Consider the following 16,921-nt stretch of genomic DNA (forward strand, 5'->3'; position numbering starts at 1 on the left):
TCGAACAACGCCGGGATCGTCGCCCGTTCGACGTCGCCGCCCTTGCCTCCGGCCCACCTGCGCAGCAGCGTGCGGCGTTCACCGCTGCTCAGGACCTCGGCGGCGCCGATGGGCGCGTCCGGGTCGGCGAGCAACGAGGACAGGTACCGCTCGAAGCGCTCGATGAGCCGCCTCGCGGTGGACGGGTCGTAGAGGTCGAGCGCGTACTCCAGCTCACCGTCGAGCCCGTCCTCCCGCTCGGTGAGGATCATCAGCAGGTCGAAGCGCGCGACTCCGGCGGTCAGCGGCTCCACCTCGGCGCTGAACCCGGGCATCTCCAGCCGCGCCTCGGGGTTGTTCTGGAACGTCAGGCCGACCTGGAACAGCGGGTGCCGGGCCAGGTGACGCGGCGGGTTCAGGACCTCGACGAGCCGCTCGAACGGGACGTCCTGGTGCGCGTAGGCGGCGAGGTCGGTCTCCCTCACCCGCCCGACCAGGTCACGGAACGACGGGTCCCCGGAGGTGTCGGTGCGCAGGACGAGCATGTTGACGAACATGCCGACGAGGTCGTCGAGGGCCTCGTCGGTGCGGCCCGCGATGGGCGACCCGATCGGCACGTCCGTCCCGGCCCCGAGGCGCGTGAGCAGCGCGGCGTAGGCGGCCTGCATGACCATGAACAGGCTCGCGCCGCTCTCGCGGGCGAGGGCCAGCAGACCGCCGTGGAGTTCGGCGTCCAGCTCGAACGCGTGGGTCGCTCCCCGGTAGGTCGCCTCTGCGGGACGCGGCCGGTCGGCGGGCAGCGTGAGCTCCTCCGGCAGTCCGGCGAGAGCGTCCCGCCAGTAGGCGATCTGCTTGGAGATCAGGCTGCCGGGGTCGTCCTCGGAGCCGAACAGCTCGCGCTGCCAGAGCGTGTAGTCGGCGTACTGGACGGGCAGCGGCGCCCACTGCGGTTCCCGTCCCTGCGAGCGGGCCGCGTAGGCGAGGATCACGTCGCGGGCGAGCGGCGCCATCGACCAGCCGTCGCCGCCGATGTGGTGCATGAGCAGCAGCACGATGTGCTCCCGCGGCCCGGCCCGGAACAGGTGGGTGCGCAGCGGCGGCTCGGCGGAGATGTCGAAGGCGTACCCGGCGGCCATGGCGAGCCGCGTCGGCAGCTCCGCCTCCGTCGTGTCGGCGACCTCCAGTTCGGGGCGGGCCGCGGCCGGGCCCAGGATCAGCTGGCGCGGCACTCCCCCGCCGTCGGGAAGGATCGTGCGGAGCGTCTCGTGCCGTTCGACGAGATCACCGATGGCGGCGCGGAGGGCGTCCACGTCGAGGGGGCCGCGGACGCGCAGCGCCAGCGGCATGTTGTAGGTGGCGGACGGTCCCTCGAACCGGTTGAGGAACCAGAGCCGCTGCTGCGCGTACGACGGCGGGATCACGCCGGGGCGCTCGCGCGGCTGCAGTGCGGGACGGCCCGGCTCCCCGCCGGCGCCGCCGCGGAGGAGGGCGGCGAGGCTCGCGGCGGTCGGCGCCTCGAACAGCGCGCGGACGGGCAGTTCGGTGTCCAGGACGCGGCGGACGCGGCTGACGACCCGCATCGCGATGAGCGAGTTGCCGCCGAGCGCGAAGAAGTCGTCGTCGGCGCCGACCCGGTCGACACCGAGCAGGTCGGCGAACACGGCGGCGACGGCCTCCTCCGTCTCCCCGGACGGGGCACGGTAGGCGGTCGCCGGGGTGATCGTCGGTTCCGGCTTCGGCAGCGCCTTGACGTCGACCTTGCCGTTCGGGGTGAGCGGCATCTCGTCCAGGACGACGACGGCGGCGGGCACCATCGACTCGGGCAGGCTCTCGCGGATGTGGGCGCGCAGCTCCTCGGTGTCGAGCGCCCGGCCCGGCGCGGCGACCACGTACGCGACGAGCCGCTTCTCCACCGGCCCCTCGGCCGCCTCCGCGGCGGCGAGGCCGGGCAGGTCGAGGCCTTCGACCGTGACGGCCGCCTTCGTGGCGACGGCGGCCTCGAGGGTCCGCCGGTACCAGCCGGTGAGCCGCTCGGCGGTCTCCCGGTCGAACACGTCGAGGGCGTATTCGAGGGTTCCGGTGAGGCCGCCCTGACCGTCGCGGGCGTCCTCCAGCAGGAACTCCAGGTCGAACTTGGCGACCCCGGCGTCCACCGGCTCGACGGCGACGTTCAGGCCGGGCAGCTCGACGGACGCCTCGGGGTTGTTCTGCAGCGTCAGCATGACCTGGAACAGCGGGTGCCGGGCGAGGGAGCGCGCCGGGTTCAGCACCTCGACGAGCCGCTCGAACGGGACGTCCTGGTGGGCGTACGCGGCGAGGTCGGTCTCGCGGACGCGGGCGAGAAGCTCGGCGAACGACGGGTCGCCGGACGTGTCGGTCCGCAGCACGAGCGTGTTGACGAAGACGCCGACGAGATCGTCCAGGGCCGCGTCGGTGCGGCCCGCGATGGGCGAGCCGATCGGCACGTCGGTCCCCCCGCCGAGGCGGGTGAGCAGGGCGGCGAGCGCGGCCTGCAGGACCATGAACACGCTGACCTGGTGGTCGCGGGCGAGCGCCGCCAGCCCGTCCGCCAGGTCCGCCGGGACCTCGAACGAGACCTGCCCGCCCCGGTAGGACGCGCGGTCCGGGCGGGGCCGGTCGTGCGGAAGCCGGATCTGGTCGGGAAGCCCGGCGAGCGCGTCCCTCCAGTAGGCGATCTGGCGTGCGGCGAGGCTGCCGGGGTCGCTCTCGGAGCCCAGCAGCTCCCGCTGCCAGAGCGCGTAGTCGGCGTACTGGACGGCCAGCGGCGCCCACTCGGGGGCGCGGTCGTCGCGGCGGGCCAGGTAGGCGGTGATGAGGTCGCGGGCGAGCGGCGCCAGCGACCAGCCGTCCCCGGCGATGTGATGCAGGACGACCAGGAGAAGGTGTTCGTTCTCGGCCAGGCGGTACAGGTGGGCGCGGATCGGCAGCTCGTTGGCCAGGTCGAAGCCGCGGGTGGCGTCCATGAACAGGACGCCGCGCGCGTCGTCGGCCTCGCCGATCGTCAGCCGCGGATCGGCCTCCTCGAGGGCGAGGATCACCTGGTGCGGTTCGCCGTCGGCGTCGGCGAACAGCGTCCGCAGCGACTCGTGCCGGGCGACGACGTCGCGCAGCGCGTGCCGCATCGCGTCGTGGTCGATCGCGCCGGTGAGCCGCAGCGGGATCGGCACGTTGTAGGTGGCGGTGGGCCCTTCGAGCCGGTTCAGGAACCAGAGGCGTTCCTGCGCGTACGAGACCGGCAGCGGGACGGGACGTCGGGCCGGGCGCAGCGCCGGGCGCTCGGCGGCGGACGCGGAGGCGATGCGCTCGGCGAGGCCCGCGACGGTGGGGGCCTCGAACAGCGCGCGGACCGGTAGTTCCACGTCCAGCGCGGCGCGGGCGCGGGCCACCACGCGGGTCGCCTTCAGCGAGTCGCCGCCGTGGTCGAAGAACCCGTCGTCGATGCCGACCCGGTCCAGGCCGAGGACGTCGGCGAAGACCCCGCAGAGGATCTCCTCGCGGGCGTCGCGCGGGCCGCGGGCGGTGACGGACGCGGCGAAGTCCGGCTCCGGCAGCGCGGACCGGTCCAGCTTGCCGTTCGGGGAGAGCGGCATCGCGTCCAGCACGACGATCGCGGACGGCACCATGTACGCGGGCAGCGTCCCGGCGACGAACGCGCGCAGCTCGGCCGGGTCGGCCGCACCGACGACGTAGCCGGCGAGGACGCCGTCGCCGGCGGCGTCGCGGCGGGCGACGACGACGCTCTGCGTCACGGCAGGGTGCGCGGAAAGCGCCGCCTCGATCTCGCCCAGCTCGATCCGGAACCCGCGGACCTTCACCTGATGGTCGAGGCGGCCGAGGTACTCGATCTCCCCGGCGTGGTTCCAGCGGACCAGGTCGCCCGTCCGGTACATCCGCTCGCCCGGCCCGCCGAACGGGCACGCCACGAACCGGTCGGCGGTCAGTGCGGGGCGGCGCAGGTATCCGCGCGCCAGCCCGTCCCCCGCCAGGTACAGCTCGCCCGGGACGCCGGCGGGGACGGGGCGGAGCCGTCCGTCCAGCACGTACAGGCGGGTGTTGGCCATCGGGCGGCCGATCGGCGCGTGCCCCTCGGCGTTGCCGTCGTCGTACCAGCCGGTGACGAAGATCGTCGCCTCGGTGGGGCCGTAGATGTTGGAGATCCGCGCGTCCGGCAGCAGCGCGCGGGCGTCCTTGACGAGCTGGGGCGGCAGAGCCTCACCGCCGAACGCCACATCGCCCACGTCCAGCCGCAGCCCGCCGCGCGCCAGGAGCACCGCCACCGCGGAGGGCACACCGCTGATCAGCGTCCCGGACCAGCCGCCGCGTTCGGCGATCTCGAGGAGGTCGCGCACGACCTCGATCTCGCCGCCGACCGTGAGGGGCACCAGCCACTCGAACAGCGACACGTCGAAGTTCAGCGACGTGGAGAACAGGACGCGGCGCATCCGGTCGGGGCCGTAGCCGGCCATCGACTCGGCGCAGAAGTCCATGACGTTCGCGTGGGAGATGACGACGCCCTTGGGGCGGCCCGTCGAACCGGACGTGTAGATGATGTACGCCGGGTTGGCGGGGTGCAGCGGCCGGACGCGCTCGGCGTCGGTGACGTCCGCGGCGGAGTAGCCGCCGAGGGAGAGGGCGTCGAGTTCGACGCGGGGCGTCCCGCCGGGCAGCTCCGCGTCCCGGGTCGTGATGACGCAGGCGGGGCCGGCGTCCTCCAGCATGTACGCGATGCGGCCGGGCGGGTACGCCAGGTCGATCGGCTGGTATCCGGCGCCCGCCTTCAGGACGGCCATCGTCGCGACGACGAGGTCGGCGTCGCGGGGCAGGGACAGGGCGACGAAGTCCTCGGGGCCGACGCCGCGCTCGATCAGGCATCGGGCGAGGCGGTTCGCGCGGTCGTTCAGCTCCGCGTAGGTGAGCCGGGTCTCGCCCGCGACGACCGCCGTCCGGTCCGGTGTCCGGGCGGCCTGGGCCTCGAACAGGTCCGGGACGACACCGGGCGCGACGGGCAGCGCCGTGTCGTTCCACTCCTCCAGGACGCGGAACCGCTCGGCGTCGTCCAGCAGGTCCACCTCGTGGAGCGGCGTGGACGGATCGGCGTCGCCCAGCGCGCGAAGGAACCCGACGTAACGGTCCAGGTGGGTGGAGACCTGGTCCTCCGTGTAGAGGTCGGGATGCGCCTCGAAGTCGACGCGCATCCCGCTGCCGTCGAAGTTGTCGTAGATGTTGATCGACAGGTCGTCGATCGGGCCGGTGGTGATGGCGTGCGTCCTCGCCGGCAGGCCGGCGAAGTCCAGCCGGTAGTCGAACGCCATGATGTTGATGACCGGCCCGTACAGCCGGTGCCGCTCGCCGAGCAGCTTCAGGTCGCGCAGCAGGTCGTCGCGCCGGTACCGCTGGTGGCGCAGCGCACGCGCGCTCGCCCGGGTCGCCGACCGGACCAGCTCCTCCACGGTCATGTCCGGGTCGACGTGCACGCGCAGCGGCAGGACCGTCGACAGCATCGCGGGGGTTTCGCGGGAGGCCTCGGTGGCTCGGCAGGCGGCCGCGAGGCCGAGGATGACGTCCTCGGTGCCGGTCATCCGCGCCACGTACGCGGCGGTCGCGGCGATCGCCAGCGCCGGCGCCGCGGTGCGCAGCCGGCGGGCGCCGGCCGCGAGCGCGCTGGCCTCGCCCGGCGGGATGACGGTGATGCGGCTCAGGTAGTCGGCGGTCGGCTCGGCCATCGCGTCCGACAGCGACACCGCGACCGGCTTGTCGGCGAACCGCTGGGTCCAGTACGCGCGGTCCCGCTCGAACCCCTCCGACGCGCGGTAGTCCTCCTCCTCGGCGAGAACCCTGCGGAAGTCGCCCAGCTCGCCCGGCTCGTACTCGCCGCCGCCGGCGAGGAGGGTGTAGACCTCCGCGGCGCGGCGGCTGATCAGCAGGCCGCCGTAGCCGTCAAGAATCACGTGGTGGGCGCGCACGAACCACCGGTGCAGCTCGGGGCCCAGCCGCAGCAGCGCGGTCCGCAGCAGCGGCCCGCCGTCCAGCGGCAGCGGCTCGGCCATCCGCTCGTCCATCCACGCCCGTGCGGCGGCGTCCGGGTCGGGCTCGCCGGACAGGTCCACGAGGGGGATCGAGACGGTCGCGTCCGGGTCGAGAATCTGGTGCGGGACGCCGTCCACTTCGACCGGCCGCGCGTTCTGCGCGAGCGCCTCGTGCGCCGCGATCCGAGCGACCCTGTCGAACAGCTCGTGGTCGACCGGGCCCTCGATCTCGATGTACTGCGCGATGTGAATCGGCGTTTCGGGCGCCAACTGCTGCGCGTACCAGACGCTCCGCTGAGGGGCCGAAAGAGGAACGTACTCGGTGGACATCAAGCGGCACTTTCCCGGTCGAAGGGGGTTTGTTCTACGCCCGGCATCGGGACCGGATCGGCGCCGGCGGGCAGAAAATCAAAGAGAATGACCACAGAAATCGGGCTGTTCCCCGTCCCCTTTCACCCCGAGTCCCTTCCGGAACGCGATCTGCCCACGTGAATGCGGGACTCAACGCCCTGTGGTCCGGTCAATACAGAGCGCCGCCACGTTCCGCCCTCGCCCGGGACCGCCCTGGACCCTTGCACTACTCAGGAGTAGCAGAGCCACAGTCAACCAGCCTGTCACATGCCTCGCAATCCCCCCAAAAGCAGAACTTGACCCGTCCTATTGCTAACAGGAGTGACAAAATCCCCGATGGGCGACCTGCACCCAGTGTCGTGGGACGCTCACCGGTTGACAAAAGTTCACAACACATTCGGCCCGATGCGATTACACAGCGTGATATGTCACCCGGTCGGGTACTCGTGCACGACGACCGCGGCGGCCCCCACCGACGGATGCCGCTGCAGCACCGCCTCGATCTCGCCCAGCTCCATCCGCACCCCGGCGATCTTGACCTGCCGGTCGACGCGTCCCAGGTACTGCAGCGTGGGGCGGTCCTCGCCGCCCGCGCCCGCCGGCAGCAGCCGCACCGCGTCGCCCGTCCGGTAGAGGCGGCCCGTCGGGGAGTCGCCGAACGGGTCGCGGTAGAACGCCTCGCGGGTCCGCTCGCCGTCGCCCAGATAGCCGCGCCCGACGACCGCGCCCCCGACGAACAGCTCGCCGGTCTCGCCGACGTCGCACGCCGCCCACGTCCCGTCGTCCTCTTCGCGCAGCACGTACAGCCGCGCGTTCACGACCGGCGTCCCGATCGGCAGCCGGAGGAGCCGCAGGTCACCTGCGGTCACGGTGTGGTGGGTGACGTCGTCGGAGCACTCGGTCGGGCCGTAGGCGTTCAGGAGGCGCGTGTGCGGCATCGCCTCCAGCCAGCGCCGCGACAGCTCGGCGGGCAGCTCCTCGCCGGTGGCGATCATCCACCGCAGCCCTCGCAAAGGCCCCTGCCCGGAGTGACCGGTCCCAGGGCCGAGGTCGTCCAGGAGGTGCCTGACCATGGTCGGGACGAGTTCGACGACCGTGATGCCCTGCTCGTCCACGGCCCGCGCGAACGCGACCGGATCGTGCCCGACCTCGTCGCCGACGACGTCCACCCGGCCGCCGAGCAGCAGCGGGCACAGCATCTGCCAGATCGAGATGTCGAACCCGAGCGGGGCCGTGAACGCCACGACGTCCGCGCCGGTCAGCTCCATGTCGGCGATCTTGGCCCAGAGGTGGTTGACCATGCCCCGGTGCTCGACGACCGCGCCCTTCGGACGGCCCGTCGAACCCGAGGTGAACAGCACGTACCGGGGCTGGTCGAGAGCGTCCAGGCGCGGTTCGCCGGCCCATGGCTCCAGGCCGTCCGCCGCGGCGGCCTGCACGACCCGGCAGCCGGCCTCCGCGGCCCCCGCCGGCAGCGCACCCGTGCCGTCCGCCACGACCAGCACGGACGCGCCCGCCTGGTCGAGGACGTCGCGAACGCGCCCGGCGGGCCACGTCTCGTCGGCCGGCACGTAGAGGGCACCGATCAGCTCGATGGCGAGGAACGCGGCGATGACGGTGGCGGAGCGCGGCCCCCCGACGCCGACGACCGTGCCGGGCTCGACGCCCTCGGCCTCCAGCAGCGCCGCCAGCCGGCGGGCCTCGGCGGCCAGCTCGGCGTAGGACACCGCACGCGCCCCGCCGGTGACGGCGGGCCGGTCCCGCTCGGCGGCGAACCGCTCCACCCGCGTGATCACGGGGTCGGCGATGTCGACGTCCTCCTCGCGGAGCATCCCGTGCCGGACGGCCAGCTCCCCGGCCCGCCGGACCTGTGCCGCCGGCACGTCGAGGGCGGGCAGCCCGGCCAGGGGAAGCAGCCGGTCCACGGCGGGCCCGCGAGCATTCATCATTACTCTCCGTGATGTAGAACTTCTCCACCGTCATCAGCAAAACAAGCGGAGGCCATAGCTTATCCGTGGGACGGCAGAAGCATCTCGCATTCGTCGCTACCCGTCGGTAAGTGGGGGGTTGCGTGGAGAAGATGCACGCCGGTACGGTGATGCTCCGCCATGGCCAGGCGCGAGCCCGCGGCGAAAACTCGGGGAAGATGAGGGAATTGTTTCTTCATTTGAGGGTGACAGTGTGCCGATAATCACCTCGCCGCAGGAATTCAATGTCGACGACCTTTACGTCGATCTGCGGCACGTCATCGACCGTCCGCTGTACCTCAAATGCGAGGGCTTCAATTTCGCGGGATCGGTCAAATTGAAGGCCGCAGCCGCGATGGTGGAGGCGGCCGAGGCGGAGGGTGCGCTCACCAAGAACTCGATCATCGTCGAGTCGTCGTCCGGCAACCTCGGCATCGCGCTCAGCCTCATCGCGGCGAGCCGCGGGCTGAAGTTCGTGTGCGTCACCGACCCGCGCTGCAACCCCGCGTCCATGCGGGTCATGCGGGCCCTCGGCACCGAGGTCCGGGTCGTGTCCGACCGGGACGCCAACGGCGGCTACCTCGGCGGCCGCATCGCCTACGTCCGTGAACTGTGCGAGTCCGGCCGCGAGTACGTGTGGCTCAACCAGTACGCCAACCGCAACAACTGGCTCGCGCACTACCGTGGGACCGCTCCATCGATCGACCGGGAGTTCCCCGACCTGGAGGTTCTGTTCGTCGGCGCGGGCACGACCGGCACCCTGATGGGCTGCGCCCGCTACTTCCGCGAGCGGAACCGTCCCGTCACCATCGTCGCGGTCGACGCGGTCGGCTCCGTCACGTTCGGCGGCCTCCCCGAACGCCGCATGGTGCCCGGCCTCGGCACGAGCAGCAAGCCCGCCCTCGTGGACGAGTCGTTCATCGACGACGTGGTGCACGTCGCCGAGCCCGACACGATCCGCACCGTGCACGCCCTGTCGTCGCGCGGGTTCCTGTTCGGCGGCTCCACCGGCACCGTCGTGTCCGGCGCGTCCCGCTGGCTGGAGGCCAAGTACCCCGGTGAGGACCCGGTCGCGGTGGCCATCGCCCCCGACCTCGGCGAGCGCTACCTGGACTCCATCTACGAGGAGAGTTGGCTGCGCGAGCACTTCGGCGAACTGCTCCCCGATATCCTCGACGCCTGATCATCGAGACGAACACGAGGTCCCTTCCATGACGCAGGCCCCCCCATTCGCCGTGATCTCCGGCGCCCAGGTCCACGGCGCGGTCGCCGGCCGGGAGGAGCAGGTCACCCGGATGGTCGAGGCCGCCTACCGGCTGCACGGCGAGGGCCGGACCGTCAACCCCGACTCCTACTTCCTCCGGTTCCCCGACCGCCCGTCCGACCGGATCATCGCCCTGCCCGCGTCCGTCAAGGGCGACGTGGACGTCCACGGCATCAAGTGGATCTCCAGCTTCCCCGGCAACGTCGCGAACGGCATCCCCCGCGCGTCCGCCGTGCTGATCCTCAACGACGCCGAGACCGGCTACCCGTTCGCGTGCCTGGAAAGCTCCATCATCAGCGCCGCCCGCACCGCCGCGTCCGCCGCCCTCGCCGCCGCCGCCCTCACCGACGCCCGCGGCGACCGCCCCCGCCGCGTCGGCTTCGTCGGCGCCGGCCTCATCGCCCGCTACATCCACACCTACCTGGCGGGCAACGGCTTCGCCTTCGACGCGCTGGGCGTGCACGACCTCTCCGCGGACCACGCCGAGGGCTTCACGGGCTACCTGGCCCGCACCGAGAAGGGCGACATCACGATCCACGACACGGCCGAGTCGCTGATCCGCTCCTCGGACCTGGTCGTCTTCGCCACCGTCGCCGGCGAACCCCACGTCACCGACCCGGCCTGGTTCGCGCACAATCCCCTCGTCCTGCACATCTCCCTGCGCGACCTCTCCCCCGAGATCATCCTGTCGTCCTGCAACATCGTCGACGACGTCGAGCACTGCATGAAGGCCAACACGTCCCCCCACCTGGCCGAACAGCAGGTCGGCAACCGCGGCTTCGTCGACGGCACCCTCTACGACGTCCTCACCGGGAAGACCACCCCGCCCACCGGCAAGCCGGTCATCTTCTCGCCCTTCGGCCTGGGCGTCCTGGACCTGGCGGTGGCCCGCTACGTCTACGACGAGGTCTCCGCCTCCGGCGCCCTGCACACCGTCCCGGACTTCTTCCACGACCTGAACCGCTACGGCTGACGCAATGTGGCGGCGAGCGACCCGAGCAGCCCGAGGCCGTCACCGCCCGTCTCATCCGCGAAGACCGCCCCACCTGCAAGGCTGGGACGGATGACCATGCACTCCTCTTGGGCCCTCACCGGAGGAGTCGCCGTCGTCACCGGCGCCGCACGCAGGCGGCTGACCGAGCTCAGATCAACTCGGAGGTGTCGAGTTCGACCTCGAACGGCACCGGCAGGGAGATGGTCTTCCCGAACGGCACCAACGCGACGCGCTGACGGCGGCCGGCACGATCAGCCCCTTGTTACCGCCGTAGTGGAACTTGGTCGGACTCTGCTGTGCGATCTGCCAGACGACCTCTCCGACGTTCTGCTCATGCCTGCTACCAGGGGGTGGGGTCACGACGATCTCTCCGTCGATCAATTGGGCGCGGTAGCCCTCCGGGGGGTCGAAGGAGAGGAAGTCACGCAGTACGGCGTCGTCCTGCGTCAGAGGCTCGTCAACCATCACCGTCATGCCCTGCTCCTTTCCTCGCGAGCGAGTCCATGAGCAGAGCGCCACCCTTCGCATACAGATCGTAGTGACCGGGTTCTGCATTTCCAGCGTACGGCCCGGTCCCCTCCCGGGACAGGTAGAACGTGCGGGGAACGGGCACGTTCTGGCTATGGATGAGCGAAGGTACAGGCGCGGGGACGTTCAGGAGCTGACGGATTTCGAGCTGACCGTGTACGAGACCGTCGCGACGATCGACAAGGGCGGTGGCGCGGCGGACTTCGACACGATCGAGGAGCTCGTCGGCGCGCCCGAGGAGGACCTCTGGGCGGCGCTGGGGCATCTGGTGTCGATCAACCACCTGCATTCGACGAGCAGGGGGTACGCGCTCGGCCCGCACGACTGGGCGCCCTGACCGTCCCGGTGGATGGGAACGCCGGCCGGCCGGGCGGCGGGCGTGCGGCACGATGACCGGGCAAGCGTGAGCACGTGTGGGAGGCCGCCGGAATGCAGCTCGTCGTCACCGAGGAACAGCAGGAGCTGCGGGATGCGCTGCGGCGCTTCTTCGCCGACCGGTCGCCTTCCGCCGAGGTGCGGCGGCTGATGGAGACGGCCGAGGGCTACGACCCCAAGGTGTGGGCGCAGATGGCCGAGCAGCTGGGGTTGCAGGGCCTCGCGATCAGTGAGGAGCACGGCGGCGCCGGGTTCGGCATGCGGGAGCTGGCCGTTGTGTTCGAGGAGATGGGGCGGGCCGTGGTGTGCGCGCCGTTCCTCGCCACGATCACGGCCGCGGCGGCGCTGGAGGCCGGCGACGGCGGCCATGATCTGCTGGCCGGGATCGCGGGCGGGTCGACGATCGCGACCCTGGCGGTGGCCGAGGAGGACGGGCGCTGGGATCCCGGCTCTGTGGAGGCGACGTTCGAGGGCGGGGTGTTGCGCGGGACGAAGAGCTTCGTCCTGGACGGGCACGTCGCCGATCTGGTTCTGGTCGTGGCCAAGGGCGCTGATGGTGCCGGGGTCTATGCCGTGGAGGACGTCGCGGGGCTCGTCCGGACGGCTCTGCCCACGCTCGACCAGACGCGGAAGCTCACGCGGATCGAGTTCGATGGCGTCCCGGCTCGGAGGGTGGGCGGGGAGGAGGCCGTCCTGCGAGCCCTTGATGTGGCGGCGGTGGCGTTGGCCGCCGAGCAGCTCGGCGGGGCGCAGCGGACGCTGGACATGACGGTCGAGTACGCGAAGGTGCGGCACCAGTTCGGGCGGCCGATCGGGTCGTTCCAGGCGATCAAGCACCGGTGCGCGGACATGTTCGTGCTCGTGGAGTCGGCGCGGTCGGCGGTGCTGAACGCGGCCGCCGCGGCGGACGAGAGCCCGGAGGAGTCGCCTGCTGCGGCGGCGCTGGCAAAGGCGTACTGCTCGGACGCCTTCTTCCACACGGCGGGCGAGGCGATCCAGCTGCACGGTGGTATCGGGTTCACATGGGAGCACGACGCGCACCTGTACTTCAAGCGCGCCCAGGGGTCCCGGCAGTTGTTCGGGGCGCCGGAGCGCCATCGTGAGCGGCTCGCCGAGCTGGCCGGGCTCACGGGTGCAGACGCAACCCCTTGAAGACCTTGTCGACACCGTTCTTCGGGCCGTGGACCGAGAACCCGACGAGCGGCATCTCTTCGGCGGTGACGGCGCGGACGGTCTCGCGGTTCGCCTCGTCGTGGCCCGTCTCGAACATGTCCTCGATGTAGACGGCGATGTCCATCTCGCGGGCGAGGGCACGTCCGTGGGCCTTGCCGATCGTTTCGGCGTCGGCCTCGTACACCAGGACGGGCTGCCGGAACATCGGCAGGTAGGTGTTGCCGGACGCGTCCTCGTACGGCTCGCCGATGACGCCGGGGAAGGCGCCGGCGACGGCGCTCGCGAGGAACGCGGTGACGTTGAGCCGCTGCCATGCGGCCAGGTCGTCCCGCACCACGATCCCGATCTTGGTGTCGAAGCGCATGGCCGACAGGCTGCCGCGGAATCGGCGGATCCGTCTTGAACGCTCGTGCGCCAGACTGGGACGCGTGGAGTGGAGCAGGTACTGGCGGTCGCCCGACCGTCCTCTGGAGGCGATGCACGCCCATTTCGAGCGGCACGTGTATCACCGGCACAGCCACGAGACGTACTCGTTCGGCGTGACCGAGGACGGGTATCAGGCGTTCCGGTGCCGGGGGGACGCCCACACGAGCGCGGCCGGGATGGTCATCGCGTTCAACCCGGACGATCCACACGACGGGCACGCCGCCGACGAGCTGGGGTTCACGTACCGGATCGTTCACATCGGGCCGGAGCTGGTGTCCGGTGTGCTCGCCGACATCACCGATCGTCCGGCCGGGCCGCCCTTGTTCGGGTCGCCGGTCGTGGCAGATCCCGTTCTGGCGCGGAATCTGCGCGGCCTGCACGCGGCGCTGCTGGGCGGCGCGTCCGCTCTGCGGCGGGACGAGCTGCTGACCGCGACGGTCGGGGCGATGGTCGCCCGGGCCGCGACACGGCGGGTGCGCGCGTCGTCCGCGACGGGTGCCGTCGAGCGGGCGCGGCGGCGGCTTGAGGAGTCGTATACGGACGATGTGGGCGCCGACGAGCTGGCGGAGGCGGCGGGGTGCAGCAGGTTCGCGCTCTACCGGGGGTTCCGGCGGGTCTACGGGATGGCGCCGAGCGACTACCAGCGTCAGCTGCGGCTGCGCGCGGCGCGCCGGCTGCTGGCGCGCGGCGACGCGATCGGGGAGGTAGCGGCGATGACGGGGTTCGCCGACCAGAGCCATCTGACGCGCTGGTTCGTCCGCTGCTACGGGATGACGCCCGGTGGTTTCCGCGGTGCCCGTACCGATTGAGGAAGAATGTCGCGCATGAGACGGGCGAGCGGGGCGATGTTCGGGTCGGCGTACGGGGACTCCCTGGGCGCGCCGACCGAGTTCCTCACGATGAAGCAGATCCACCGGCGTTTCGGCGAGCACGGGCCGACGCAGCTCAACGGTGATCCGGCGCTGGTCACCGACGACACGCAGATGGCGATCGCGGTCGGCCTGGCGCTACTGGACGCCCTGGACGATCCGCCGTTCACCCCCGATCTGATCACGCCGATGTGGCGGCGGCGGTTCGTCGACTGGCTCGACAGCCCCGACAACAACCGGGCGCCGGGCCACACGTGCCTGCGGGCGTGCGAGGGCCTGGCCGCCGGGAAGCCCTGGCTGGAGGCCACGGTGGCGGGTTCCAAGGGCTGCGGCGCCAACATGCGGGTCGCGCCGGTCGGCCTCGCCCCCGGGCTTTCCGATGAGACCAGGGCGGGCGCTTCGCAGCTTCAGGCCGCGCTCACGCACGGGCATCCGACCGGGCTGGCCGCCAGTGAGCTGACCGGGTTCGCCGTCCGGTGGCTGGCCGACGGGATGGACCCGTCCGACCTGCCCGCCGCGCTCCGCGCCCGCTGCCACGACCAGCGCACCGTCTACCACGAGCGGTGGCTCGGGGATCTGTGGCAGCAGCCCGGCATGGACGCCCCGGAGGAGTTCATCGCGCGCGGCTGGGACGAGTGCCTGGACGTCCTCGACCGGCTGGACGAGGCCCTGGCACGCGGCGACCGTGCGTCCGATCCCTGCGAGGTCACGGGGGCGGGCTGGACGGCGGAGGAGGCCATGGCCACCGGGCTGCTGTGCTTCCTGCTCTTCCCCGAGGAGCCGGTCGAGGCGATCTGGCGCGGCGCCGCCAGCTCCGGCGACTCCGACTCGATCGCCTGCCTGGCGGGGGCCTTCGCGGGCGCGCACCTCGGCATGGACGCCTGGCCGGACGAGTGGCGCTACCGCATCGAGTACGCCGGCGACCTGGCGAGGATCGGCGATGCCTGGGACCGGCCCTAGGACGCCGACCAGCCGTTCCAGCCGTCGATCGTGATGGCGATGACGGGTCCCTCGGGCGGGCGGTCGCGGTACTGGGCGTAGCGGCCGGCGAGGAGCCGGACGGGCTCGTCCATCCTCGCGGGGTCCTCGACGATGTTCGCGTGACCGTCCACGCGGACCCACCAGAGCCGGTCCCAGTCGTCCTCGTAGTGGTCGGCCAGGAGCGCGACGTGGGGGTTGGCGCGGATGTTGGCCAGCCGCCGCAGGTCCCGGGTGCTCTTCGGCTTGTGGTCGACGGCCGTGTAGACGGTCCCCCGGTGGACGGCGAACGTCACCGGGACGAGATGCGGCCGGCCGTCCTCGCCGACGGTCGCCAGGCGCACCACCGGAACCGTCGTCAGCAGCCGGCGCGCGTCGTCCGGGGAGAGCTTCGGCACCCCTTCAGCGTGCCATGCCGCCGCCCGCGCGTCAGTCCTCGAAGTCCGGGGGGCGGTTCTGCTTGCGGGCCTTGATCGCTTCCTCGAAGTTGTGGGTGGTGAGGCGGACGTAGAGCTGGGCGAGGCCCTCCTGGCCCATGTGGGCGTCGAGGCTCGCGGCGTCCAGGCTGGACCACAGCATCCGTTTCGTCAGCTCGGTGCCGGGGCGGCTGAACCCGGCGATCCGCTCGGCCAGCTCGTAGCAGGAGTCGAGGAGCTTGTCGGACGGGACGACGCGGGAGAGCAGGCCGACGCGTTCGGCCTCGGTGGCGTCGACGTCCCGTCCGGACAGCATCATCTCGAAGGCGCGGGACGCGCCGATCGCGCGGGGCAGCAGGTAGCTGAGGCCGAGTTCGCTCGCGGTGAGGCCGTTGTTGATGCCGGCGGCGCGGAACAGGGCGGTGTCGGCGCCGAGCCTGATATCGGCGGCGAGGGACAGGCAGAGGCCGCCGCCGATCGCCGGGCCGTTGATCGCCGCGATGACCGGCTGGTGGACGCGGCGCATCGCGCGGATCACGTCGTCGAGCAGTTCCATCGAGCGGAGCGCGATGGTGGGGAGGGTGAGCCCGTCGATGCCGGGGATGTCGCCCGGGTTCTCCAGGTCGGCGCCGGAGCAGAAGCCGCGCCCCGCGCCGGTGATGACGACGACGCGGGTGTCGTTGTCGCGGCTGACCTCCTCCAGCGCCTCGCGGAACGGGACCATGACGTCGAAGGCCATCGCGTTCATGCGTTCGGGCCGGTTGAGCGTGATGAGGGTGATGTGCGGGCGCGGCTTGTCGATCAGGACGAAGGGCAATGCGGACCTCCCACGCGGTGACCTAGCAAGCGTTAGGTTACACGCGGGGGAACTCCGGGGGCGTGAGGCCCCGCTCGACCACCATCGCCAGTTCCCCATCCGTCAGGATGCGCGGTTCGCCGATCGCCTTGGCCCGCACGTAGACGCCGCAGAGCCACTCCAGAAGACGGGCGTTCTCGAACGCCTCCTCCAGGTCGCGGCCGATCGTGACGCCGCCGTGGTTGGCCATCAGCGCGGCGCGCTTCCCACCGGCCATGGCGGTCCGGACGTGCTCGGCGAGTTCGGGCGTCCCGTAGGTGGCGTATTCGGCGACCTTGACCACGCCGCCCAGCAGGAGGGTGTTGTAGTGGATCGGCGGCAGCTCGGTCATGGTCGTCGCCACGACGGCGCCGTAGGTCGAGTGGGTGTGGACGATGGCCGCCGCAGGGGTCGCCTCGTACAGGGCCAGGTGCATGGGGGTCTCCGACGACGGCGCCCGCTCCCCCTCGACGAGCCGGGCCGACATGTTCACGACCGGGCAGTCGGCGGGCTCCATCCGGTCGAGCATCATCCCGCCCGGCGTGACCGCGACGAGGTCGCCCGACCGGACGCTGATGTTCCCGGACGCCCCGGTGACCAGGCCGGTCTCGGCGAGGCGGCGGCCGGCCGCGCACAGTTCTTCCCGCTCGTCCTTCAGCAACATGCGAATACCTCTCACATTTCCGGGTCCGCACCCCGTACGCTACGGCCCTGACGAT

The 16,921-nt window shown here is 71.7% G+C and carries 13 protein-coding genes; 6 read left to right on the top strand and 7 right to left on the bottom strand.

Going from position 1 to position 16,921, the window contains the following annotated elements:
- Both ACTWPP_RS07825 and ACTWPP_RS07830 read right to left on the bottom strand, forming a co-directional pair.
- On the bottom strand, window positions 1-6,356 hold a 6,356-nt coding region (locus ACTWPP_RS07825; RefSeq protein ID WP_443103435.1), incomplete at its 3' end, for an amino acid adenylation domain-containing protein.
- 449 nt (window positions 6,357-6,805) lie between these two features.
- Window positions 6,806-8,326, bottom strand: a complete 1,521-nt coding sequence (locus tag ACTWPP_RS07830; protein ID WP_443103436.1) for an amino acid adenylation domain-containing protein — start codon at window positions 8,324-8,326, stop codon at window positions 6,806-6,808.
- Between the two features lie 232 nt (window positions 8,327-8,558).
- Here ACTWPP_RS07830 and sbnA point away from each other — a divergent pair, with 232 nt between their 5' ends.
- Together sbnA and sbnB are read left to right on the top strand one after the other, a co-directional pair.
- On the top strand, window positions 8,559-9,527 hold the full coding sequence (gene sbnA / locus ACTWPP_RS07835; RefSeq protein ID WP_443103437.1) for a 2,3-diaminopropionate biosynthesis protein SbnA: 969 nt from the start codon (window positions 8,559-8,561) through the stop codon (window positions 9,525-9,527).
- A gap of 28 nt (window positions 9,528-9,555) precedes the next feature.
- On the top strand, window positions 9,556-10,581 hold the full coding sequence (sbnB, locus tag ACTWPP_RS07840) for a 2,3-diaminopropionate biosynthesis protein SbnB (protein WP_443103438.1): 1,026 nt from the start codon (window positions 9,556-9,558) through the stop codon (window positions 10,579-10,581).
- A gap of 174 nt (window positions 10,582-10,755) precedes the next feature.
- Here sbnB and ACTWPP_RS07845 read toward each other — a convergent pair whose 3' ends face one another.
- The gene (locus tag ACTWPP_RS07845; RefSeq protein WP_443103439.1) at window positions 10,756-11,076 is read right to left on the bottom strand and encodes a hypothetical protein; all 321 of its coding nucleotides are present in this window, start codon (window positions 11,074-11,076) and stop codon (window positions 10,756-10,758) included.
- A gap of 148 nt (window positions 11,077-11,224) precedes the next feature.
- On the opposite strand from ACTWPP_RS07845, the gene ACTWPP_RS07850 reads away from it, so the two are divergent.
- On the top strand, window positions 11,225-11,467 hold the full coding sequence (locus ACTWPP_RS07850; protein WP_443103440.1) for a hypothetical protein: 243 nt from the start codon (window positions 11,225-11,227) through the stop codon (window positions 11,465-11,467).
- Between the two features lie 74 nt (window positions 11,468-11,541).
- A complete protein-coding gene (locus ACTWPP_RS07855; protein WP_443103441.1) occupies window positions 11,542-12,657 on the top strand; it encodes an acyl-CoA dehydrogenase family protein in 1,116 nt (371 codons plus the stop codon).
- Here the strand turns inward: ACTWPP_RS07855 and ACTWPP_RS07860 are convergent.
- Window positions 12,632-13,042 (bottom strand): DUF2000 family protein, encoded by a 411-nt coding sequence (locus tag ACTWPP_RS07860; RefSeq protein ID WP_443103442.1) that lies wholly within the window; start codon window positions 13,040-13,042, stop codon window positions 12,632-12,634. The two genes, ACTWPP_RS07855 and ACTWPP_RS07860, sit on opposite strands and share 26 nt — an antisense overlap.
- 64 nt (window positions 13,043-13,106) lie before the next feature.
- Between ACTWPP_RS07860 and ACTWPP_RS07865 the strand changes: the two genes are divergently transcribed.
- Together ACTWPP_RS07865 and ACTWPP_RS07870 are read left to right on the top strand one after the other, a co-directional pair.
- Window positions 13,107-13,913: an AraC family transcriptional regulator gene (locus tag ACTWPP_RS07865; RefSeq protein ID WP_443103443.1), complete on the top strand. Its 807-nt coding sequence runs from the start codon at window positions 13,107-13,109 to the stop codon at window positions 13,911-13,913.
- A 15-nt stretch (window positions 13,914-13,928) separates the two neighbouring features.
- Window positions 13,929-14,933, top strand: a complete 1,005-nt coding sequence (locus ACTWPP_RS07870) for an ADP-ribosylglycohydrolase family protein (protein ID WP_443103444.1) — start codon at window positions 13,929-13,931, stop codon at window positions 14,931-14,933.
- Here ACTWPP_RS07870 and ACTWPP_RS07875 read toward each other — a convergent pair.
- Genes ACTWPP_RS07875 through ACTWPP_RS07885 form a run of 3 tightly spaced genes read right to left on the bottom strand, consistent with a single transcriptional unit; the run spans window position 14,930 to window position 16,866 of the window.
- On the bottom strand, window positions 14,930-15,349 hold the full coding sequence (locus ACTWPP_RS07875; protein WP_443103445.1) for a TIGR03668 family PPOX class F420-dependent oxidoreductase: 420 nt from the start codon (window positions 15,347-15,349) through the stop codon (window positions 14,930-14,932). The two genes, ACTWPP_RS07870 and ACTWPP_RS07875, sit on opposite strands and share 4 nt — an antisense overlap.
- A gap of 31 nt (window positions 15,350-15,380) precedes the next feature.
- Window positions 15,381-16,184 carry an enoyl-CoA hydratase gene (locus ACTWPP_RS07880; protein ID WP_443103446.1) on the bottom strand — a complete coding sequence of 268 codons (804 nt, stop codon included), beginning with the start codon at window positions 16,182-16,184 and terminating at the stop codon, window positions 15,381-15,383.
- A 37-nt stretch (window positions 16,185-16,221) separates the two neighbouring features.
- Window positions 16,222-16,866, bottom strand: a complete 645-nt coding sequence (locus tag ACTWPP_RS07885) for a class II aldolase/adducin family protein (RefSeq protein WP_443103447.1) — start codon at window positions 16,864-16,866, stop codon at window positions 16,222-16,224.
- Window positions 16,867-16,921 lie beyond the last annotated feature (55 nt).

This window comes from Actinomadura sp. 3N407 (assembly GCF_052245875.1).
GTDB lineage: Bacteria > Actinomycetota > Actinomycetes > Streptosporangiales > Streptosporangiaceae > Spirillospora.